18 protein-coding genes and 1 pseudogene are annotated in these 22009 nt (G+C 46.1%); 17 read left to right on the top strand and 2 right to left on the bottom strand.

Translation table 11 applies throughout. From position 1 onward, the window contains the following. The first annotated feature begins 122 nt into the window (after window positions 1–122). The 10 genes from HGO26_RS04700 (at window position 123) to panP (ending at window position 14403) form a co-directional block, all read left to right on the top strand. The gene (locus tag HGO26_RS04700; RefSeq protein ID WP_168823635.1) at window positions 123–2075 is read left to right on the top strand and encodes an OmcA/MtrC family decaheme c-type cytochrome; all 1953 of its coding nucleotides are present in this window, start codon (window positions 123–125) and stop codon (window positions 2073–2075) included. A 68-nt stretch (window positions 2076–2143) separates the two neighbouring features. Then, window positions 2144–3145 (top strand): decaheme c-type cytochrome MtrA, encoded by a 1002-nt coding sequence (mtrA, locus tag HGO26_RS04695; protein WP_028760483.1) that lies wholly within the window; start codon window positions 2144–2146, stop codon window positions 3143–3145. Between the two features lie 12 nt (window positions 3146–3157). Continuing rightward, on the top strand, window positions 3158–5245 hold the full coding sequence (locus HGO26_RS04690; protein ID WP_168823633.1) for an MtrB/PioB family decaheme-associated outer membrane protein: 2088 nt from the start codon (window positions 3158–3160) through the stop codon (window positions 5243–5245). A 216-nt stretch (window positions 5246–5461) separates the two neighbouring features. Next, window positions 5462–6067 (top strand): hypothetical protein, encoded by a 606-nt coding sequence (locus tag HGO26_RS04685; protein WP_168823632.1) that lies wholly within the window; start codon window positions 5462–5464, stop codon window positions 6065–6067. 110 nt (window positions 6068–6177) lie between these two features. Continuing rightward, window positions 6178–6876 carry a uracil-DNA glycosylase family protein gene (locus tag HGO26_RS04680; RefSeq protein ID WP_168824104.1) on the top strand — a complete coding sequence of 233 codons (699 nt, stop codon included), beginning with the start codon at window positions 6178–6180 and terminating at the stop codon, window positions 6874–6876. A gap of 8 nt (window positions 6877–6884) precedes the next feature. Further along, on the top strand, window positions 6885–8123 hold the full coding sequence (locus HGO26_RS04675) for a sugar diacid recognition domain-containing protein (RefSeq protein ID WP_028760487.1): 1239 nt from the start codon (window positions 6885–6887) through the stop codon (window positions 8121–8123). 209 nt (window positions 8124–8332) lie between these two features. Beyond that, window positions 8333–9340 (top strand): catalase family peroxidase, encoded by a 1008-nt coding sequence (locus HGO26_RS04670; RefSeq protein WP_168823630.1) that lies wholly within the window; start codon window positions 8333–8335, stop codon window positions 9338–9340. Window positions 9341–9666: 326 nt separating this feature from the next. Next, window positions 9667–11025, top strand: a complete 1359-nt coding sequence (locus HGO26_RS04665; protein ID WP_113938868.1) for a GntP family permease — start codon at window positions 9667–9669, stop codon at window positions 11023–11025. Between the two features lie 231 nt (window positions 11026–11256). Beyond that, entirely contained in the window at window positions 11257–12471 is a 1215-nt protein-coding gene (locus HGO26_RS04660; protein WP_168823628.1) for a glycerate kinase, read from the top strand. Window positions 12472–12753: 282 nt separating this feature from the next. Beyond that, a complete protein-coding gene (gene panP / locus HGO26_RS04655; RefSeq protein ID WP_105252952.1) occupies window positions 12754–14403 on the top strand; it encodes a pyridoxal-dependent aspartate 1-decarboxylase PanP in 1650 nt (549 codons plus the stop codon). A 438-nt stretch (window positions 14404–14841) separates the two neighbouring features. Here the strand turns inward: panP and HGO26_RS22345 are convergent, their stop codons facing one another. Both HGO26_RS22345 and HGO26_RS22540 read right to left on the bottom strand, forming a co-directional pair. Then, window positions 14842–15144: a hypothetical protein gene (locus HGO26_RS22345; protein ID WP_247651468.1), complete on the bottom strand. Its 303-nt coding sequence runs from the start codon at window positions 15142–15144 to the stop codon at window positions 14842–14844. 45 nt (window positions 15145–15189) lie between these two features. Beyond that, a pseudogene (locus HGO26_RS22540) lies at window positions 15190–15426 on the bottom strand (HNH endonuclease); the annotation flags it as partial. A 795-nt stretch (window positions 15427–16221) separates the two neighbouring features. Here HGO26_RS22540 and HGO26_RS04640 point away from each other — a divergent pair. The 7 genes from HGO26_RS04640 (at window position 16222) to HGO26_RS04610 (ending at window position 21976) form a co-directional block, all read left to right on the top strand. Then, entirely contained in the window at window positions 16222–16425 is a 204-nt protein-coding gene (locus tag HGO26_RS04640) for a hypothetical protein (protein WP_247651466.1), read from the top strand. A gap of 57 nt (window positions 16426–16482) precedes the next feature. Next, window positions 16483–16998, top strand: a complete 516-nt coding sequence (locus HGO26_RS04635) for a ClbS/DfsB family four-helix bundle protein (protein ID WP_168823626.1) — start codon at window positions 16483–16485, stop codon at window positions 16996–16998. Between the two features lie 30 nt (window positions 16999–17028). Beyond that, window positions 17029–17685, top strand: coding sequence for a Vat family streptogramin A O-acetyltransferase (locus HGO26_RS04630; RefSeq protein ID WP_168823624.1), 657 nt, complete (start codon window positions 17029–17031; stop codon window positions 17683–17685). 189 nt (window positions 17686–17874) lie between these two features. Further along, the gene (locus HGO26_RS04625) at window positions 17875–18711 is read left to right on the top strand and encodes an AraC family ligand binding domain-containing protein (RefSeq protein ID WP_168823622.1); all 837 of its coding nucleotides are present in this window, start codon (window positions 17875–17877) and stop codon (window positions 18709–18711) included. Window positions 18712–18836: 125 nt separating this feature from the next. After that, window positions 18837–19676 (top strand): AzlC family ABC transporter permease, encoded by an 840-nt coding sequence (locus HGO26_RS04620; RefSeq protein ID WP_168823620.1) that lies wholly within the window; start codon window positions 18837–18839, stop codon window positions 19674–19676. Then, window positions 19673–19975 carry an AzlD domain-containing protein gene (locus HGO26_RS04615; protein ID WP_028760501.1) on the top strand — a complete coding sequence of 101 codons (303 nt, stop codon included), beginning with the start codon at window positions 19673–19675 and terminating at the stop codon, window positions 19973–19975. Before HGO26_RS04620 ends, HGO26_RS04615 begins: the two co-directional genes overlap by 4 nt. A gap of 708 nt (window positions 19976–20683) precedes the next feature. Next, entirely contained in the window at window positions 20684–21976 is a 1293-nt protein-coding gene (locus tag HGO26_RS04610; RefSeq protein ID WP_168823618.1) for an aerolysin family beta-barrel pore-forming toxin, read from the top strand. Window positions 21977–22009 lie beyond the last annotated feature (33 nt).

The following is a 22009-nucleotide window of genomic DNA, read 5'->3' as shown; positions in this document are numbered from 1 at the left end:
CTTGGGGAATTCTATTTCCAGCATCCACTTAAGTCGCTTCTAATGACCAAAAACACAGACATAGAATCTGTTGGCTCTAGAACATAGCGTTTAAGCAATGCCAAACCTATGCAGGGAAAAAAATGATGAACGCACAAACAACTAAAATCGCACTGCTGTTAGCAGCAAGTGCAGTCACTATGGCCTTAGCGGGCTGTGGTGGCAGTGATGGTAATGATGGTAATCCCGGTGAACCTGGTGGCGAACCTGCTCCAGCGATTCAAACCCTTAATTTCGCCTTTGACAAATCTGTCGTCACTAACGGTATTCCGAGTGTTGAGTTTACCGTCACTAACGAAAATGATTTACCCGTTGTTGGCCTACAAAAAATGCGTTTTGCCGCAGCACAATTAATCCCACAAGGTGCAACTGGTGCAGGTAATGCGTCACAATGGCAATACTTTGGTGATGAAACCTGTGATGTCGCTGCAACATGCCCAGGGACTTTCGTTGACAAGAAAAACGGTCACTACAGTTATACTTTTAGCATGAACCTGACCGCTAACACTAAAGTCACCTATAACGAACAGTTAGCTCAACGAGTATTAATCCGCGCTTATAACACTCCGCTTCCCGATGGTACTCAAGTACCAAACAGTAACGCCTTTGTCGACTTCACAGCCGATACTGGCGCACTGCCAACATATAGTCGCAAAATTGTCGCCACAGAAAGCTGTAATACTTGTCACCAAGATTTAGCCAATGTTAAACATGGCGGCGCGTATTCTGACGTTAATTACTGTGCAACTTGCCACACAGCCGGAAAAGTTGGCGTAGGTAAAGAGTTTAATGTTCTCGTTCACGCTAAGCACAAAGACCTCACCTTAGGCTCATTAGAAAGCTGTCAAAGCTGTCACGCAGCAAATGAGGCTACGCCTGATTGGAGTAATTGGTCACGTATCCCAACTGCCGCCTCATGTGGAAGCTGCCATAGCACAGTGGACTTTGCTGCCGGTAAAGGTCACTCACAACAGCTAGATAACTCTAACTGTATCGCCTGTCATAACAGCGATTGGACTGCAGAACTGCACACAGGTAAGACTGCAGACAAAAAAGCCGTTATCGCTCAGTTAGGTATGTCAGCAGCACTTGCTGGTCAAGCTGATGATACTGCAGTATTAACCGTGTCTATCTTAGACAAAGATGGTAACGCAATTGATGCGGCAACCGTTCAAGATAAGATTAAACGTTTAGAGTCTGTTACCAACGTTGGCCCTAACTTCCCGATCATGGGCTACAACCCAAGTCCTGGTAGCGGTAAAGCGAAAATAGCGAAAGACTTAGTCAAAGATGGCGCACTGCAAGAAGGTGTAACCTTAGTTGACGGTAAATTAGTCTTTACAACACCCGCTCTACCTTTCGGTGCAGGCGATACTGATACCGCCTTTACCATTATCGGTTTAGAAGTGTGTAGCACTGGTACAAGCTTAACCACATGTACCGCAGACAGCGCAACAACGAGCATGAAAGCCGAACTAGCTTTTGGCACTAAGTCTGGTAAAGCACCGAGCATGCGTCATGTTAACTCAGTTGAGTTTGGTACCTGTCAAGGTTGTCACGGTGATAGCTTCGAAATTCACAAAGGCCACCATGCGGGTTTTGTGATGACAGAACAGCTATCACATGCAAAAGATGCCAGCGGTAAGCCAATCGTCGGTGTGGATGCGTGTGTCGCTTGTCATACCCCAGATGGTACCTATGCAAATGGTGCTAACAAAGGTGCGTTGGAGATGAAATTACACGTTGTTCATGGTAAACAAGGTGTCATCAAAGAATGTACCCAATGTCATAACGACTTCAACCTAGATGCATTCAAGGTCAAAGGCGCTCTGGCAACAACTGCGGGTAAATACACCACGCCAATCACTGCCACTTGTACTTCATGCCACGCGCCAGAATCTATTGGCCACGGCTTAGAAAATATGGGCGCGATTGTGAACGGTGATTATGTTCAAGCCAATCAAGCGGCGCAGTCAGAAACCTGTTTCTACTGTCACAAACCCACACCAACAGATCACACTCAGGTGAAGATGTAATTTGCCCAAGCAGGGGGAGTTCGCTTCCCCTTTCTTGAATTTTGTTGGGACAAATTGGGAAGCCTATTATGAAGAACAGCCTAAAAATGAAAAACCTACTGCCGGCACTTGTCATCTCCATGGCAATGTCTGCAGTGATGTCTTTATGCATCACACCGAGTGCACACGCCTCAAAGTGGGATGACAAAATGACTCCAGAACAAGTCGAAGCCACCTTAGATAAGAAGTTTGCCGAAGGCAGCTACTCCCCTAAAGGTGCCGATTCTTGTTTGATGTGCCACAAAAAATCTGAAAAAGTGATGGACCTCTTCAAAGGTGTTCATGGCGCCATTGATTCATCAAAGAGCCCAATGGCTGGCCTGCAATGTGAAGCCTGTCATGGTCCTATGGGTCAACACAATAAAGGCGGCAACGAGCCGATGATCACTTTTGGTAAGCAATCGACCTTAAGTGCAGAAAAACAAAACAGTGTCTGTATGAGCTGTCACCAAGATGATAAACGCGTATCTTGGAACGGTAGTCACCATGACAATGCCGATGTTGCTTGTGCCTCATGCCACCAAGTGCATGTCGCAAAAGATCCTGTGTTATCAAAAAACACCGAAATGGAAGTCTGTACTAGCTGTCACACGAAGCAAAAAGCAGATATGAATAAACGCTCGAGTCACCCACTAAAATGGGCTCAAATGACCTGTAGCGATTGTCATAATCCCCATGGGAGCATGACAGATTCCGATCTAAACAAGCCTAGCATTAACGAAACCTGTTACTCCTGCCACGCCGAGAAACGCGGCCCAAAACTGTGGGAACATGCACCCGTTACTGAGAACTGTGTGACTTGCCACAATCCTCACGGCAGTGTGAATGATGCCATGTTGAAAACCCGCGCACCGCAGCTGTGTCAGCAATGTCACGCCAGCGATGGACACGCCAGCAATGCTTACTTAGGTAACACTGGTTTAGGTTCAAACGTCGGCGACAATGCCTTTACGGGTGGAAGAAGCTGTTTAAATTGCCACAGTCAGGTCCATGGTTCAAACCATCCATCTGGCAAGCTATTACAGCGCTAAGGAGACGAGAAAATGAAATTTAAACTCAATTTGATCACTCTGGCGTTACTCGCAAACACAGGTTTTGCAATAGCGGCCGACGGGTATGGCTTAGCCAATGCCAATACAGAAAAAGTCAAAATGTCCGCTTGGAGCTGTAAAGGCTGCGTTGTTGAAACGGGTACGTCTGGCACTGTGGGTGTTGGCGTGGGTTACAACAGCGAAGAGGATATTCGCTCGGCGAATGCCTTTGGGACTTCAAACGAAGTTGCGGGTAAATTTGATGCCGATGTCACCTTCCGTGGTGAGAAAGGCTATCAAGCCAGCGTTGAAGCTTATCAACTGGGCATGGATGGTGGCCGTTTAGATGTCAATGCGGGTAAACAAGGTCAGTATAATGTCAATGTAAACTATCGCCAAATCGCCACTTACAACAGTAATAGCGCCTTAACGCCCTACTCTGGTGTCGGCAGCGATAATTTAACCTTGCCAGACAACTGGGTAACTGCGGGTTCAAGCAACCAGATGCCGTTACTGATGGACAACCTAAATGCCTTAGAACTGTCGCTCAAACGTGAGCGCACAGGGTTAGGTTTTGACTATCAAGGTGAATCGCTGTGGAGTACGCATGTGAGCTACATGCGTGAAGAAAAAACCGGCTTGAAAAAAACATCAGGTGGATTCTTTAACCAATCCATGATGTTAGCTGAGCCAGTTGATTACACCACTGACTCCATTGAAGCTGGCATTAAACTAAAAGGCGATCGTTGGTTCACTGCACTTAACTACAATGGCTCAATTTTTAAGAACGAGTACAACCAGTTAAACTTCGACAGTGCCTTCAATCCGACCTTTGGTGCTCAAACCTCTGGCACACTCGCCCTTGACCCTGACAACCAGTCACACACAGTGTCGCTCATGGGTCAATACAACGACAATACCAATGTGTTAACAGGTCGTGTGCTTGCGGGACAAATGAGTCAAGACCAAGCATTAGTCACTTCAGGCTATGGCTATCAAGTGCCAACAGAGGCCGTTGATGCCAAAGTTGACCTCACAGGGTTGAACTTAAAAGTCGTCAGTAAAGTGACTAACTCACTGCGCTTAAGTGGTAGCTACGACTATAGCGACCGTGATAACAATACTCAAATTGAAGAGTGGACCCAAGTCAGCATCAACAATGTCAATGGTAAGGTGGCCTATAACACCCCTTACGATAACACTAGCCAACGCTTCAAAGTGGCGGCGGATTATCGTATTACCCATGGACTGAAGCTTGATGGCGGCTATGACTTCAAACGTGATGACCGTAATTATCAAGACCGTGAAACCACGGATGAAAATACTGTTTGGGCACGTTTGCGCGTTAACAGCTTTGAAACTTGGGATATGTGGGTTAAGGGCAGTTACGGTCAGCGTGATGGCTCGCAATATCAAGCTTCTGAATGGACATCTTCTGAAACCAACAGCCTGTTACGTAAGTACAATCTGGCTAACCGCGACAGAACCCAGATTGAAGCTCGAGTCACCCACTCGCCAATCGACAGCTTGACCATAGATTTCGGTGCCCGTTACGCATTAGATGACTACTCTGACACAGTTATTGGCTTAACTGAGTCAAAAGACACCAGTTATGATGCCAACATCAGCTACATGATCACCGATGATTTACTGGCGACAGCCTTCTACAACTACCAAATCATTGAGTCAGAACAAGCGGGAAGCAGTAATTACAGCACCCCGACATGGACAGGATTCATTGAAGACAATGTAGATGTGATCGGGGCAGGCCTGAGCTACAACAACTTGCTTGAGAACAAGTTACGCATGGGATTGGATTACACTTATTCAAACTCCGACAGTAACACTCAAGTCAGACAAGGTATCACAGGCGACTATGGCGATTATTTTGCCAAAGTGCACAACATTAACTTATATGCTCAATATCAAGCCACCGAGAAAATGGCGCTGCGCTTGGATTATAAAATTGAGAATTATAAAGACAATGATGCCGCCAATGATATCGCCGTCGATGGGATCTGGAACGTCGTAGGCTTTGGCAGCAATAGCCATGACTACACAGCGCAAATGATCATGCTGAGCATGAGTTACAAACTCTAATCGATACTGTTCATAACACGAAAAGCCCGCATTTTGCGGGCTTTTGTTTAAGTGCAGCAGGATCTTTTAAAGCGATAACGTCATGGCAGATAACAGTAAAAATCTTGAATAAGATCAGACTCTGGCGCGAAAGTCCGCCCATAAAAACCTTAATCCTTGAGTTTTGGCTCACTTTAGCGGATCTTAATTCAATCTTTTAGTTAATCCTCTGAGCCCATGCGTATTTATTCTTCACTCTCCCAATCTCAGTGGCTGTTATCAATTCCCGCACTAGTGGGGCTAAGCCTATTACCCTTACCCGCCATGGCGTTCGACCCTTCGGGTGGCGCAGCGAGCCTATTTATCATTTTAGGCCTAGGTGGTTTTACCTTAATCAATCTGTTTCTACAGGGCTTATTCTTTTTTGCGGGTCAGTACCGTAGCGCCACTTTTGCCAAACGCCATGTATTAAGCGCACTAATAGTGCCATTAATTGCCATTGCGTTAGCCATTTATGATCATAGAGGTTGGAGTGATTTCGCCCTTAACTTAGGTATTATCTGTGTCGGTATTGGACTGATTTTATTGCCACTACAGCTTTGCCAAATCGATAAACCCACCAATCGCAATGCAGATTGGATCATCAGCCTAGGGGCATTATTCATCTTAGCTTTGAGCTATGTGATTGCGCCATTAGCCCTCTTTACGATTGTGCTGGCCCACATTTGTTTAGCTTCAAGCACAAATCAAATTCCTAAGATATTAAGTTATATCGGTTTAATCCTTGGCTATTCTCTTTTTGGCTACTGGGTATATCAAACAGTGATGATGCTCCAATCCTGATTGGAAATGAATGAGCAACGATAAAATTAGCGATTAAATTGACTAAGACGAATCTCACTAAAGCGCCATCGCCACTGTGCGTAACTGTATCGCCATCATGCTCGGCATCAATGGCCAAACTGCTGGCAAAAATCAGCGCCTGTACTTTATGTCAGGCCCATTTACCCTTAGCGCCCAAGCCGATATTACAGGCCAGTACCCAAGCGCGAATTTTGATTGCAGGCCAAGCTCCGGGCGTGAAAACCCACCATAAAGGCATACCTTTTGACGATGCCAGCGGTGAACGGCTGCGCACTTGGTTAAATGTCACGCGGGAGCAATTCTACGACCCCAATCTTTTTGCCATTATCCCTATGGGATTTTGTTTTCCGGGCAGTATCGAAAAAAACGGTAAAAAGCAGGGTGATAAACCACCGCGCCCCGAATGTGCTGCCACTTGGCATCAGGCCTTGCTCGCCCTAATGCCGCAAATAGAGCTAATTGTGATCCTCGGCCAATATGCCATCGACTATCATCTACCGCGCGAATCGTCCGAGGCCGTAAACCCCACTTCACCGATCACTGAGCCTCAAACAACCAGCAGTAAAATTTCGACCAGCGCTAAAGTAACAGTCATCCCCAAACTGAAACCAATAACAGTGACCCAAGCATGCGCGCAATGGCAGCAATATTGGCCTAAGTATCTTGTCTTGCCGCACCCAAGCCCGCGTAATAATCTTTGGCTTAAGCAGCATCCTGAGTTTGAACGCGATATGCTACCCAGATTAAGAATGCGTATTGCATCCCTGTTAAACCTTCAACCCCACTAGGCGCCTGTATGTATCTGCTTGATTCTGCCATTGCTAAGCAAATTGTGAGTCGTACAATGAAAATCATTGGCCACAATATCAATGTGATGAACGGCCAAGGGGTGATTTTAGGCTCAGGCGACCCTAAGCGCATTGGCTCAACCCACGAAGGCGCGCTGCTGGCGATTGCCCAAAATCGCAATGTTGAGATCAGTCAAGAAGTCGCATCAGGGCTGCATGGCGTTAAGCCAGGCATCAATTTACCCTTACATTATCAAGGACAAATTATCGGCGTCGTCGGTATTACCGGTGATCCACGTGAGCTCACCCATTATGGTGAGTTACTTAAAATGACCGCCGAAATGATTGTTGAACAAGCCAACCTGCAGGATAAATTGCAATGGGAGAATCGCCAGCGTGAAGAGTTTATTCTGCAACTGATCAAAGCTGAAACCGATGATGCACAGTTGCACCGCTGGGCAAAACAGCTAGACATTGATATCAGCCTGCCAAGAGTCGCGGCCATTATTGAGATCAGCGAGAAAAACATCCAGAAACACCATTTAAAAACCGACACCACCCCAGCGGCCTTGTACTTAGCTGAGGCATCCACTCAGCCCGCCGATGAACGCAGCCCCAGAGTCAGTGAAACCCTCAAGCAAGTGCTGCATCTATTGCAATATCCTGACCGTGGTAACTTGATTGCCATGACCTCAATGTCGCAGTTGGTGATCCTAAAGCCTGCTTTTTTAGATGGAAAACAATGGGATCCTGAGCTTGAAAATCAGCGTATCGATAAGCTATTGCAGCGCTTACCCGCCCAAATGGATTTAAACTTTAAAATTGCTCTAGGCCATTTCTTCCCGGAAAAAGGCGGGATAGCGCGCTCCTATCACACGGCTCAAGAAACCTTGGCACTCGGTAAGCAGCTCAATGCAGAAGGGAATAAATACCTGTTTGAAGATTATTCCCTACAAGTGTTACTTGCAGGGCTAAAACATGACTGGCGCGGTCAGGCGCTGGCAACGCCCTACCAGCAACTCGCCAAGGCGGATAAAAACGGCCAATTACGCAAAACCTTAGCGGCTTACATCACCCACTTTGGCGATGCACAGCAATGCGCGAATGCCCTGTTTATTCATCGCAATACACTGAGATATCGCCTTGATAAAATTCAGCAAATCACCCAAGCCGACATTCAATCCCTGCATGGATTATTAAGCCTGTATCTTGGGCAATTAATTGATACTTCGACTCGCTTAACTTAACGCTCAAATGACTTAGCAACTCAACAGATTAGCTAGAAAAAAGCCCGCAGATGACGGCGCCGACCTGATGGCCAGATCAATTGAGTAAAACTTAGCCTGTACTAAAAAATTAATTGAAAGATTTATACCGTATCCCCTTTCCTATCCTTTCATATAGTATCGCGTCGATATGCTAGCGCTCTCGACTTAGTCCATTGAAAGGAATGATAATGACCTCAATCAAACTGACTTTACTCGCCAAAGCTTGTCTCATTAGCGGCTTAGCGCTGACTTCACCTTCGTTAATCGCGGCCGAGAAAACCATTCCCGAACTGGTCGATGCCGTCAACGGCACACCCGATGCGGCAAGTCGCGAGGCGGGTAAAAATGTCAAACTGCGTAATCACACTAAGGGATTTTGTACCTCGGGCAGTTTTAAACCGAATCCACAATTACAACAAACGTTGGCAATTCCATTTTTTAATCAAGATAGTATCAAGGTCACAGCCCGCTTTTCCCTCGGCGGTACAAATCCGCAGATCTCAGATAAAACCGCTGGGCGCTTTATGTCACTCAAAATTGACGGCGATAAAGAAAATCTTAACTTTGTCACCACTAACGTTCCCGTTTTCTTTGCCAAAAATCTCGAAGAGTTTTTTAACTTTCAGACCAAAGTGAAACAAGGTCCTGAAGGTAAACAGTGGCTTATTGATAATCAACCCAGCGCCAAAGCTTTTTTCGACTACGTTAAACAGTTGCCTCCCAGCCCAAGTTTTGCCAACAGCCGCTACTTTGGTGTAAATAGTTTCCTGTTCAGCACGCAAAAAAACAGTGTTCAACAAGGTGAAACGGTCGCGGGTAAATGGATTTTTGAACCTGTCGCAGGTACTGCCGCGCTGTCAGCCAGTGAACTTGCCAGTCTCAGTGATGATTTTTTAAAGGCAGAATTACTCGAGCGCATTAAAACCCAGCCAGCACAATGGAACCTCTATATTCAACTCGCCGAAATGGGGGATGAGATTAATGACCCAACTGTGATCTGGCCTGAAACTCGCCAGCGTTTACTGGTAGGCCAAGTGATGATTAACGGTGAGCGAGACAGCGATCCCCAAGTTCAACAGTGCGATAAAGGCATATTTAACCCACTGTTATTACCTAAGGGCATTACTGCATCTGCCGATCCCATACTCAATGCCCGCACCGCAGCCTATGTCGAATCCTTTATTCGTCGTCAATAAAGATGTCGAGTTAAGTCCCTCCTGTTTAAGATTGGCAAATAGCCCTATTTGCCAATCCTTATCGACAAGCGCCTCCCTTACCGACAAAACGCCTCCTCCTGCATTCGAATTCACCTAAGCATTTTTGTGCATGAGCACAAAAATGGCGAAACATAACGCGGTAATTCCGTGGATTTAGCCAAAGCTATTCAAACATACCTGCACAATAATAGGATGACCTTAAAGCAGCCCTCATTTGGACTCAGGCCCAAATAAGCACTGCGCCCTACACTATAAGTCAAAAAACTTACTCAAAAACTTCAGCCAAGAACTGAACGGGACAAACTATGAACTTAGTGCTTATTCTCATCGGCGTGATTGCATTTATTGTTATCGCGACCTCAAAATTTAAACTCCACCCCTTTTTAACCTTAATTCTGGCCGCCTTTATCGCGGCCTTCGCCTATGGCCTGCCAAGCGGAGAAATCGCTAAAACCATTACCACAGGGTTTGGCAATATTTTAGGCTATATCGGCTTAGTGATCGTCTTAGGCACTATCATAGGGATTATTCTGGAAAAAAGCGGCGCCGCCATCACCATGGCCGATGTGGTGATCAAGATATTAGGTAAACGCTTCCCGACACTCACTATGTCAATTATCGGTTATCTCGTGTCTATTCCGGTCTTTTGTGACTCGGGTTTTGTGATCTTAAACTCACTGAAACAATCGATGGCGAACCGCATGAAGGTCTCTAGTGTCTCCATGAGCGTTGCCTTAGCCACAGGTCTGTACGCCACTCACACCTTTGTACCGCCAACGCCAGGCCCTATCGCCGCCGCAGGCAACTTAGGCTTAGAGTCCAACTTAGGCTTAGTGATCGGTGTGGGTCTCTTTGTGGCCGCTGTTGCGGCACTCGCAGGTATGTTATGGGCAAACCGCTTTGCCGATGTTGAGCCCGATGGTGAAGGCGCAGAAGAACTTAAAGCGCAGGCCAGCGACTATGAAACGCTGAAAAAAAGCTATGGTACTTTACCAAGCCCATTAAAAGCTTTCGCACCGATTTTTGTGCCTATCGTATTAATTTGTTTAGGTTCTATCGCTAACTTCCCTTCTGCGCCTTTGGGTAAAGAAGGTGTGTTTGATGCGCTAGTGTTCCTCGGTCAGCCCGTTAATGCCCTGATGATTGGCCTGTTTTTATCCCTGCTGCTATTAAAGGGTGAGAATAAGATCAGCGAATTTAGCGAACGCATCAGCCAAGGGCTCGTCACTGCTGCGCCGATTATTTTAATCACAGGTGCAGGCGGTGCCTTTGGTGCGGTATTAAAAGCCACGCCTATCGGTGACTTTTTAGGCACATCACTGTCGGCACTGGGTATAGGAATCTTCATGCCATTTATCGTCGCTGCAGCGCTTAAGTCAGCGCAGGGTTCATCGACGGTAGCGTTAGTCGCAACCTCTGCACTGGTTGCGCCTATGCTTGGCGATATTGGTCTTGGTAGCGATATGGGCCGAGTACTAACAGTAATGGCCATTGGCGCAGGTGCGATGACAGTTTCCCACGCCAATGACAGCTTCTTTTGGGTCGTCACCCAATTTAGCCGCATGAGTGTCAAACAAGCCTATAAAGCCCAAACTATGGCGACCCTAATCCAAGGTGTAACGTCCATGGTAACTGTGTATGTGCTAAGCCTAGTGTTGCTCTAATATTAATGAGTTCTTGATTCAATATTGTCCCTTGGGCACATACCGTGCCCAAGATATATCTCTGTTATACGCCCTAATAATTGCAACAGATTAATGTGCCAGTGATGGATATAAATGCCTTTATATACCTCAGTTTTAGCACAGGGATGTTGTTGCGCCCAACGTAAGTGGCATTGGGTTTAGTGTTCAACATTGAGCCCTGTTTTATCCCATTTAGCTGTAGGATTTTTAATGAAAATAGTTATCGCCCCCGACTCATTTAAAGAAAGCTTAAGCGCGCTCGAAGTGGCCAACGCCATCGAACAAGGCTTAAAACAAGTGATACCCGACTGCGACATAATCAAAATACCCGTTGCCGATGGTGGCGAAGGCACAGTGCAATCTATGGTGGACGCCACGGGCGGCAGTATTGTCAGCTTAGAGGTCATGGGGCCCCTGGGGCATAGAGTGCAAGCACACTATGGCATCCTTGGGGAAGGCATTCTCGGCGCTGCGATCAATACAAGTTCTGCTTCAGTTTCACGTGCAGATCCAACGAGCAAATCGCCACATCAAGGCGCGATTGCCGTGATTGAAATGGCCTCAGCCTCAGGTTTGCACCATGTGCCGAGGGAGCAACGTAACCCGCTGCTTACCACAAGTTATGGAACAGGCGAGCTGATTTGTGATGCGCTTAATCGGGGGATAAAGCACATCATTTTGGGGCTAGGCGGCAGTGCCACCAACGATGGCGGCGCGGGTATGGCCCAAGCGCTGGATATTTTATTGCTCGATGGCCAAGGTAAAACGCTACCTTCTGGCGGCGCAGCGCTGGCGAACCTTGCTCAAATCGATGTATCAAACGCTCATCCACTTTTACGTGAGTGCAGCTTCGAAGTTGCCTGCGATGTTGATAATCCACTGTGCGGTGAACGCGGTGCATCGGCAATTTTTGGTCCGCAAAAAGGTGCGACGCCCGAGATGGTTAAGCAGCTAGATGCCGCTCTTGCCCATTATGCCGATGTGATTGCCCGCAATGGCATTAGTGATCACCGCGATCATGCTGGGGCTGGCGCTGCTGGCGGTATGGGTCTTGGCGTGATGGCTTTTTTAAATGCCGAGCTTAAACCTGGGGTTGAGATTGTAATGCAAACCGTTGGCCTTGCGGACAAAATCCGTGGCGCCGATGTAGTGATCACAGGTGAAGGCCGTATCGATGGTCAAACCGTGTTTGGTAAAACCCCAATGGGCGTGTTAAAGCAAGCCAAACTGCAGGGCATTCCCACTATCGGTATCGCGGGCTGCCTCGGTGAAAACGCCAATGCCATATTGGATCACGGTATGGCGGCTATCTTCCCTATCATCCCGCACTTAAGTCCGCTTGATGATGTGCTGGCCAATGCCAAGCTAAACCTTTGCAATACCGCCCGAAATATCGGCGCGGTACTCATGTTAGGCCAGCGCTAATACTGGAACTAATACTTAAGTAATTCCCTCTGTTTAATGATTTGAAGAAAGGCGCCATAACGGCGCCTTTGCTTATTTTAGGCCGCAACGCTTTGGTAATACCAAATTTTAGTGCTTGATGCCTAAAAGGCCTTGCAGTAAAGTGAGCTCCCTTTTTGGTATTCCGCTGATTGAAAATTTGAGAGTCACTGATCGCGCATCACTGGTCGAAAGTCACTGGTCCGTTATACTCTTCGAGCCCATTTGCAGTTTCACTATAAAAATTAATAGACGGCAAGCCCCATGACCCAGAAACTCCCTCGCCAAGCCACCGCATCCGAAGCAAGTTTGCTGCGCATTTTTACTGCACCGGAAGATGCAAGCTCAACGCTGAGTATTATTGAGCAAAAGCTCTCCGAGGACTTAGCAGGCTTTTTGGGTGACAGTATCGCCGCGCTCGAAAAACCCTTGTCTGAAATCGAAACCGATTTTCAAGCCTTTGAGATCCCAACTCAGCCGCGTTTTGTCTCCGATTACACCGACGAAATCATGCAAAATTTGGTGGCGCATTCGGTACACACAGCGGCGCCAAGTTTTATCGGCCACATGACCTCTGCACTGCCCTACTTTGTGTTGCCACTGTCGAAGATGATGGTGGGACTCAATCAAAATCTGGTCAAAATCGAAACCTCTAAGGCATTTACGCCGCTTGAGCGCCAAGTGCTCGGCATGATGCACCATTTGATTTACGACCAAGATACGGATTTTTATCAAAGCTGGATGCACAGCGCCAATCATTCCCTCGGCGCATTTTGCTCAGGCGGCACGGTTGCCAACATCACGGCCCTGTGGATTGCCCGCAACCAACTGCTCAAGGCCGATGGCGACTTTAAAGGCGTCAGCCGCGAAGGCTTACTCAAGGCACTACGCCACTATGGCTATGACGATTTAGCGATTTTGGTCTCAGAGCGCGGTCACTACTCGCTGGGCAAAGCCGTCGATCTGCTTGGCATCGGCCGTGATAATATCATCAGCATTCCCACGGGCAGCGATAACAAGGTCGATGTCGCAAAAATGCGCCAAGCCGCCCTTGAACTTGCTAGCAAAAACATCAAAGTGTTAGCGATTGTTGGCGTGGCTGGCACCACAGAAACCGGTAATGTTGACCCGTTGACAGAATTAGCTGCGCTGGCAAAAGAGTTAAACTGCCATTTCCATGTGGATGCAGCGTGGGGCGGCGCAAGTTTATTATCCAATAAATACCGCCACTTACTCGCAGGTATCGAACTTGCGGACTCAGTCACTATCGATGCCCACAAACAAATGTACGTGCCCATGGGCGCAGGCATGGTGTTATTTAAAGATCCAGAGTTTGCCCACGCCATTGCCCATCACGCCGAGTATATTCTGCGCCGTGGTTCAAAGGACTTAGGCAGCCAAACGCTGGAAGGTTCACGCCCCGGCATGGCGATGTTAGTGCACGCTTGCTTACAGATCATCGGCCGCGATGGCTACGAAATCTTAATCAATAACAGCCTTGAAAAAGCGCGCTATTTTGCCGAACAAATCAAAGCCCATGAGGATTTTGAGCTAATCACTGAGCCAGAACTTTGTCTGCTGACTTACCGTTATGTGCCCGCCCGCGTCCAAGCCGCCATGCAGCTTGCCTGTGAGCAAGCAGACACGATAAGAATCGCCCGCTTTAACGAGCTGCTCGATGGTCTTACTCAGTTTATTCAAAAGCACCAACGCGAACAGGGTAAGTCCTTCGTCTCCCGCACCCGCATTCAGCCAGCCCGCTATTTTAGACAAGCAACCGTGGTGTTTCGCGTAGTACTCGCCAACCCCCTCACCAGCCATGACATTCTCAATCAAGTGCTGGTCGAACAAAGCGAAATCGCCGCATTAGATAACGAGTTTTTACCCGCACTCATGGCGATGGTGGCTGAATAGCGTGTTATTTAGCGTAAATTTTTAAATTGCGGCTCAAATAAAGCGCTTCAATAGCAAAACAGCCGCAAAGATCTTTGCGGCTGTTTTGCTACGCGACAAAAAATTAGCTGAACGTTAAAGTGACAAGATTAATCAGTCCTAGCAACCTGCATATGATTAAACACTTAATATGTCACTCGTTTGTGCGCCGAATTCAACTGCTTCCGTGACACGCCGTGAAGCCATCCATGGCGGCTCTACGATGACATCCATGTCATCGAAGGTCACGTCAGCAGTTGAATTCGCCTTAGCTAATATTCCGCGCAATCTGTAGCCTATAAAAATACAAATAACGTCATTACATGGCTGCGATGTTAATCACATCCAATAGGGATTATGGTGTCAAAGAGTAACTATGAAGGTGTTGGTGTCATCACTCTTTCACTCTTCAGGGAAAGGTCATAACCATGTGATCGGCCCGCGCTGGACGAAGTTTGGTGGAAACTCTATTCCGTTCGCAGAGAGGATTGCATTAAGCATTTGGCGGGGCGTTTGACGCCAGATCCAATACGCCTGCTCAAGGCGCGTACAAGGGAACTCTATGCTGTTCTCAATACCCTGGAAATTCTTGCATGCGTTCAGGTATTGATCGCTTAAGAAGTAGTACTTGTCACACAGGATTCCGCGCTCTTGTGCATCTGAGGCAAGATAGCCAAGGAGTTCAATCATTTCTTCAATGTTCTCTCCTCCTTGCGCTTCCATTGGAAGTCCTAAATCGGGACGTCCGTTAAAGGCGCTATGCATCTTTGAATGGCAGGATTGGCAAAGTGTTATGCCGTTACCTGTTTCGTATCTTGCCTGCGTCAAGAAGCTTTTGCGAAGGATGTGATGTGCCGATACCCGGTCGGGGTTATCACACACTACGCAGCGATGTAAGTCACGGAGACGTATGAACTGGCTCCATAGTCTGTGGCAGTAGATCGTGCTCCGGTTTTTAAGAACGGCATTCTCTAGACGGCGCAAAGCGACATCTAGCTTAGCCATATCTAGTTGATCATCTGTTTGCAAAGTAGTTTTCCCTAGTGCCTAACGCCTCATTAAGCAAACTAAAAGAGTAGATTAAAATATGTACGACTCGAAACATAACACACTATTTTTAGTCCAATTTAAATTTCTTACGTACCCCCAGCATGAGCATGAACTAATGGGGTAAAAAGAAGAGTGGGGACATCCACATATTTTGAAGGCTGAAAGTGAATTTATGCCCTAATTTGCCGACTTAAAAATGGACATTGATAGTGTGAAAACTTGCTAAAAAAGTACACAGGGATTAACGAAATTAAGCAATTTAACGAGAAACCCATTGTTAAATGTCTAAAAGTGGTTGTAAGCATTACTCGGTTTGCTTTGCATGACTTGCAAACAACACAAAAGCAGAAGGAGTTCACCTTCCCCTCGGAGTTGCCGCAGAGCATTTGCGTTCGTTGCGTGATCGAGGCATGGATGCCGAGATAGCGTCAGTCGAATCAGGGACGAGCGTCTGACGCGATAGCATAAGGACGCTTAATGCCCAAGGAGCTTTCAACTCCGTTGGGACGTCTTGGAGAATCCAAGGAGGATAGGACGAGCAGTCCTCCTTGGTCGGGTGTGGGATGAAGCCCCACGACGTTGATTTAGCCTTTAAAAATTAACCATCAATCATCCCCGAAATCACATAGGAACTGAAAGCTTTATATGCGAAAAATCATTCTCCCACTGATCATGCTAAGTCTTGGCGCATTGCCTCTATTTACTCAAGCACAGGACACCAGCGCGTTATGGGGTAAAAAGTATGCTTAGGTGAAATCAAGTTTATTGGCTGCTGGCTGGGTATTAGCGCCTGTAGCAGAAGATGAAACGCCAATAACAGCAGATTACCCCGAAATAACCTGTGGTAACGGCGCGATGGCAATTTGCTCTGTCGGCTTTAAGCGAGACAATAGTACGCTTGCCTTAGTAGTTGAATCTATTGAACAAGAGCTTATTGTGACAGGTGAATACTAAACAGCCCAATGGACGATGTGAAACTCAGCCTAAGCATCTAATGTAAACGAGGTAGTGATGTCATCTGTACCCCGATCAAAACAAGAACTTGAATTGGCTATTTACTCAGTTTTCCCCAAATTGATGGCAGACTATCGTTCAATCCCAGCCCAAATGTCCCGTGTGTGCAGCATAGAAGGAAACATCAAAGGTACACAAATTAGTGTAAGTGATACCGTAGCTTACCTTATTGGTTGGAGTAAATTAGTGCTCAAATGGTACGAGTTAACATCGCAAGCACTCCCCGTTGATTTTCCCGATACGGGTTATAAATGGAATCAACTGGGATTATTAGCAGAGCGATTTCATCATGAATATAGCCAATGGCAATATACTGATTTACTTGATGAATATGAAATGACAATGGAAAAATTGTCAACGCTGATTGCGAGTCTCAGTGATCAGCAACTGTACGGCATAACTTGGTACGATAAATGGACTCTGGGCCGTATGATCCAGTTCAACACTTACTCCCCGATGAAGAATATACGTACCAAAGTACGACGATTCAAAAAAGACAATGCATTACCCTAGTAAACAACTCTTTTAAGCACTGAGGTATTCATGCCAAGTACCCACACTCACCCGCAGTTAGGTCCAAATCCCAACGATAAAGCGCCGATGAAAGGCTTTCCCCAGGTTGGCTTTCTTAAAAATTTTATTTCCCGCGAGAACATTATCGTCGGTGATTACACTTATTATGACGATCCAGCTGGTCCTGAAAGGTTCGAGTCGAATGTACTTTATCACTTTGACTTTATTGGCGATAAACTGAATATCGGTAAATTCTGCGCCATTGCGAAAGACGTGAAATTCATTATGAATGGCGCTAATCATCAAGTATCTGGCTTCTCGACTTATCCTTTTTATATCTTCGGCAATGGCTGGGAGAAAGCGGCGCCCAAGCCCGAAGATTTACCTTTTAAGGGCGACACCTGTATCGGTAACGACGTGTGGATTGGTTATAACGCCACTATCATGCCTGGGGTAAAAATTGGCCACGGCGCCATTGTTGCCAGTCAATCCGTAGTAACAAAAGATGTACCACCCTACGCTGTGGTTGGCGGTAATCCTGCCACAGTGATCAAGCTGAGATTCGAGCAAACTGTGATAGATGAGCTTGTTGCCATCGCTTGGTGGGATTGGCCGATAGAGAAAATCACTCAACACCTAGAGGCTATCGCAGGTGCAGAACTCACAACATTACAGCAGGCGACCTAAATAACACCTGTCGCGAGCAAGACTGAACGAAAAATCTCAAGCGACAAGCATTAAGCAACAAACATTAAGAAACCGCCATTAAACGCAAACAAAATCCTATATGCGCAATTTTGTACAAAAGCACTGAGGGTTTCTGGGTTACTATCAGGCACAACCCGCCCATTCATACACTAAACACGGAGGCCTAGTGTGAACACAGAACATGCGGCCTACCAGATTGCCGGTGAATTAGGTGGCCTCGAGTTACTCAATGCCCACTACCATAAACAAAACTTTAGTCGGCACACCCACGAAGGTTACACAGTCGGCGTGATTGAAACGGGGGCGCAGCGTTTTTATCGCACGGGTGGCAACCATGTGGCGCCAAAGCACAGCATCATTCTCGTCAACGCCGACGAAGTCCATAATGGTTGTAGCGCCACCGAGGGCGGTTGGTCCTATCGTGCCATGTATCCAGTACCCGCGCAGTTTGCCAATATTAACAGTGAGCTAGCATCAAACCGCGGTGCGCCCTATTTCCCTGAGCCCGTAGTGTACGATCCTGAATTAGCCGAATTACTGCGTTTCACCTTTACGACTTTAGATTCATCGGACAATCGATTACTGCGCGAAAGCTTGGTCTATTCCAGCTTGACACAGTTGATGACACGCCATGGCAAGAATCGCCCAAGCGATGACCTCGCTGTAATCGCTAAGCCTGCGTTAGCACTGGTGAAATCCTTTATCGACGATCATCCTGCAGCCGACATCTCCCTTGAAGAGCTGGCAACACTCGCGGGATTAAGCCCCTATTATTTGCTGAAGCAATTTCAGCGTTATTACGGCTTACCGCCCCACGCTTACCAAATTCAGGCAAGAGTGAGACTCGCCAAAGGAAAAATCAAACAAGGCACACGGCTGCTCGATGTCGCCCTCGATTGTGGTTTTCACGATCAAAGTCACTTGAATCGACATTTTAAGAAGACAGTCGGTGTTACGCCAGGGCAATTTGCCAAAGAAATAGGCCGCAATATTATCCAAGCCTAAACAATCACTTTAAGTTAATCTGCCATGCTCATTCTTGCTTTCTCCTCGATTGACTGAGCAAGCAACCTTATCCAAGCATTTATTGTTTAACAGCAACCCCGTCGCCGCAATTTTTAGGAGCCAAAGTGACCACCGACAAGCTTATAAAACCTGATGTTTATCCTGTGCATCCCACAAAATCCAAGGCATTTTTAAAAGGCACCTTGGCCATGATGCCGCTGACAATAGCAGTGGTTCCTTGGGGAATTTTAGCCGGCTCCTTCGCCATTGAGGTTGGGCTAACGCCCATTGAGAGCCAAGCTATGTCGGCGATTATCTTTGCGGGCGCGGCTCAATTAGTGGCACTGGGCATGGTGAAAGCCGGTATTGGTCTGTGGAGTATCTTAATTACGACGTTACTCATCACCTCACGCCATCTGTTATATGCAATGGCGATGCGCAGTCAAATCAGTCCGTTGCCGTTAAAGTGGCGCCTAACATTGGATTTTTTGCTCACAGATGAACTGTTTGCCATCGCCAATCAAGGCAAGTTACATAAGTTCGACCCTTGGTACGCCCTTGGCGGCGGCTTGAGTTTCTATATCGGTTGGAACATAGCCACACTACTTGGCATAGTGGCGGGCAATGCGATCGAGAATTTAGATGAGATGGGATTAGATTTTGCCATCGCAGCCACCTTCATCGCTCTGGTCGTTCCTACCATAAAAAAACCATCGATTCTCGTCTGTGTATTAGTCTCGCTCACCCTAGCAGTAGTATGCGCCGTTTTTAAAATTCAAGCGGGACTGCTCATTGCCGCCATTACGGGAATGACGGCAGGTGTACTTTACGCCAAAGTGACCAAGGAAGCGGAACCCGCGGAACAATCCGCCAGCCAGTTAGCAAGCGCACAGACCAAAACAGAAGTGGATACTGGAGTTGGGACTGACATTAAGACAAAAACATTGTCAGGAGAAAAAGCATGATTTGGTTAATGATCTTTTCAATGGCGGCGGTTGTGTTTATCAGTCGTCATTTACTACTTGAGCCTAAACTACCGCTGCGATTAAGTAAGGGCACCCAAACCTTTTTAAGTTACTCAGCCCCTGCGGTACTCACTGCGATCTTTGCGCCTATAGTGTTTGTGCAAGAAGGTCTGCTCGATCTGAGCCTAGACAACAGCTATCTCATCTGCGCCGTAGTCGCTACTGTGTTGGCGCTCATCACCCGTAATACCTTGCTGACCACAGTACTGAGTATGGGACTGTTTTTCTTTATCCACTAAGTCAACAAAGAGTCAGTACTCAGCAACGGCACTGACTCTTGCATCAATCACTGACACCGTTCCTACCACTCTTTTACACAGCCTACCCCCCTCTGAGACATCGCCCCCTAGAAAATCACTTCCACGTTATCTTGATCTTCCACAATCTTCATGTATTTAGGCTCTTATGTCTGTGCAACTAACAGTATCGGCTTTAACAGTATTTCACACATCGACGATAATGGAAGAGTGATGATATTTATCAGCAATAACAAAGACTCAAACAAAATACTTAACCTAACCATATTCAAACTATTTAGTCTCTAAAAACGTCCATTCAAAAATGTTATTTACTATATCTATTACGGCACTCATCTTAGTATTTTTCTCGGTATAGTTCTCGGAATGAAGAGTCCATTTAAAAAGTTTTACATAATAAAATGCCGCATAAATATTAATCCACATTCAAAAACCAACCCACTAAAAATTAAAGTAAATATACTATATTATAAAGTTCTAAATACCGTTTAAAAATAAATTAATTAACATTTTTAACCAAATTAAAACACACATCAAATTAATTCATTTTTATTTTGTTTAATAAAAATAAAAGTGCTAGTTTTTAGATGTGCCTAGCAGTAATGATTATTTATATGATTTAGAACCACATATAATTGCCATCGGTGCTCTCAATGAAAGGACGTATTTTATTAAAATAAAGGAACAATCATGAGAACAAAATCTAGCCTGGGTATATTAACTTTATCCTGTTTAACCGCACTTGGAACTGTTTCTTTGTTGGCCGAAGCTGCTATTCCGAATACTATTCCAAAACTGTCAATGGTAGAACACGCAGCCCCTGATCTTGATTCGCTTAAAAATGATGCAATTAACGACCCCTCGTTTATCAGCTCGTTATTCTCCTTAGGACACCATCTTGGATATGCATGGGCAGGCGGTACAGCATCCCAGTATGTTGGTGAAGACATCGAAGTCAGAAGAGAATCGAGCAACGAATACAGTCTTAAAGCCCGCTATAACGGCAATGATCCTTATGCAAGCGGCTACAGAGCGAATGAACGTTTGAAGATAAATTTACAAAATATTCATTTCGTCACTAATCCTCAAAGTCTAAAGTTAGGTTCACCTCAAGTTTATGATCGTGAGGCTATTTATACTGCTCCTGTGGTTATCTATAACTGGGGCGATACCGAAGATACCGGTGTCGCCACCCTAAACTATGATTACACCACTAGCTGGGCCAAAACCGATAATTTCTCCTTCTCCGAGAAAATTGGCGTAACCAATAAATATGAAGTGGGTATTCCAGGAATAGGTGGAGCGAGTTCTGAAATCAGCGCCGAATTTTCTGCCAGCCAAGGTTGGAGTGAAACCGACGGCAAAAGTACAACGATTTCGAGTCAGGCGCAGTACCGCGCAATTATGCCGCCTCGCAGCAAACGTTATATCTCAATCACCCTATTTAAACAAAAGGCAGATGTCCCATACACCTCAAGTTTATATATGATGTACGATATAAAATATGAGAACTTCTTAAAATGGGGTGGTAATGCGCATATTAATCATCCGACAAATAGACCTAACTTCCCTTACACCTTTGGCGGAGCGAATGCGAATAATTTTAATGGACCAGAAGCCTTAGCCGATCAATATCTTCATCAAGATATAAACGGTTATGGTGTATGGGATTGGCCTACTGCGATTAATTCTGCACAGTCAAAAAGTGGGTTTGAGTGGCAATTGGCGAATATTGTTAGACAACATGGCGCACCTATCAGCGGTAAATTTACCGCAATAGATTCGAGTCAATTTAATATCGATGCGAGTGAATCCTATCCACTAACGGATGAAGACATTGCTAATCGTCCTAAAAGCGCTCAAAAATTAGGACTGAGTCGCAATATTCAGGTTGCCGTCGGCGAGCTCCAAAACAATGATGAAGATAGTTTAATCAAAAAACTGAATATTTCGCAATCAAGTGAAGTCATGTTAAACAATTAAAAACGGTGAGCTTAGGCTCTCAATAACAGCTAT

It is taken from the genome of Shewanella oncorhynchi (genome assembly GCF_012584455.1).
Classification (GTDB): Bacteria; Pseudomonadota; Gammaproteobacteria; order Enterobacterales; family Shewanellaceae; genus Shewanella; species Shewanella oncorhynchi.
This window is presented reverse-complemented; position numbering and strand designations above follow the sequence as displayed.

Bases quoted from the DNA above. Each gene is read 5' to 3' on its own strand.
- HGO26_RS04630 (WP_168823624.1), top strand. From the start codon at position 17,029: ATGCCAAGTACCCACACTCACCCGCAGTTAGGTCCAAATCCCAACGAT.
- HGO26_RS04685 (WP_168823632.1), top strand. From the start codon at position 5,462: ATGCGTATTTATTCTTCACTCTCCCAATCTCAGTGGCTGTTATCAATT.
- mtrA (WP_028760483.1), top strand. From the start codon at position 2,144: ATGAAGAACAGCCTAAAAATGAAAAACCTACTGCCGGCACTTGTCATC.
- panP (WP_105252952.1), top strand. From the start codon at position 12,754: ATGACCCAGAAACTCCCTCGCCAAGCCACCGCATCCGAAGCAAGTTTG.
- HGO26_RS04675 (WP_028760487.1), top strand. From the start codon at position 6,885: ATGTATCTGCTTGATTCTGCCATTGCTAAGCAAATTGTGAGTCGTACA.
- HGO26_RS22345 (WP_247651468.1), bottom strand. From the start codon at position 15,144: ATGGAAGCGCAAGGAGGAGAGAACATTGAAGAAATGATTGAACTCCTT.
- HGO26_RS04690 (WP_168823633.1), top strand. From the start codon at position 3,158: ATGAAATTTAAACTCAATTTGATCACTCTGGCGTTACTCGCAAACACA.
- HGO26_RS04635 (WP_168823626.1), top strand. From the start codon at position 16,483: ATGTCATCTGTACCCCGATCAAAACAAGAACTTGAATTGGCTATTTAC.
- HGO26_RS04660 (WP_168823628.1), top strand. From the start codon at position 11,257: ATGAAAATAGTTATCGCCCCCGACTCATTTAAAGAAAGCTTAAGCGCG.
- HGO26_RS04610 (WP_168823618.1), top strand. From the start codon at position 20,684: ATGAGAACAAAATCTAGCCTGGGTATATTAACTTTATCCTGTTTAACC.
- HGO26_RS04700 (WP_168823635.1), top strand. From the start codon at position 123: ATGATGAACGCACAAACAACTAAAATCGCACTGCTGTTAGCAGCAAGT.
- HGO26_RS04615 (WP_028760501.1), top strand. From the start codon at position 19,673: ATGATTTGGTTAATGATCTTTTCAATGGCGGCGGTTGTGTTTATCAGT.
- HGO26_RS04680 (WP_168824104.1), top strand. From the start codon at position 6,178: ATGGCCAAACTGCTGGCAAAAATCAGCGCCTGTACTTTATGTCAGGCC.
- HGO26_RS04665 (WP_113938868.1), top strand. From the start codon at position 9,667: ATGAACTTAGTGCTTATTCTCATCGGCGTGATTGCATTTATTGTTATC.
- HGO26_RS04670 (WP_168823630.1), top strand. From the start codon at position 8,333: ATGACCTCAATCAAACTGACTTTACTCGCCAAAGCTTGTCTCATTAGC.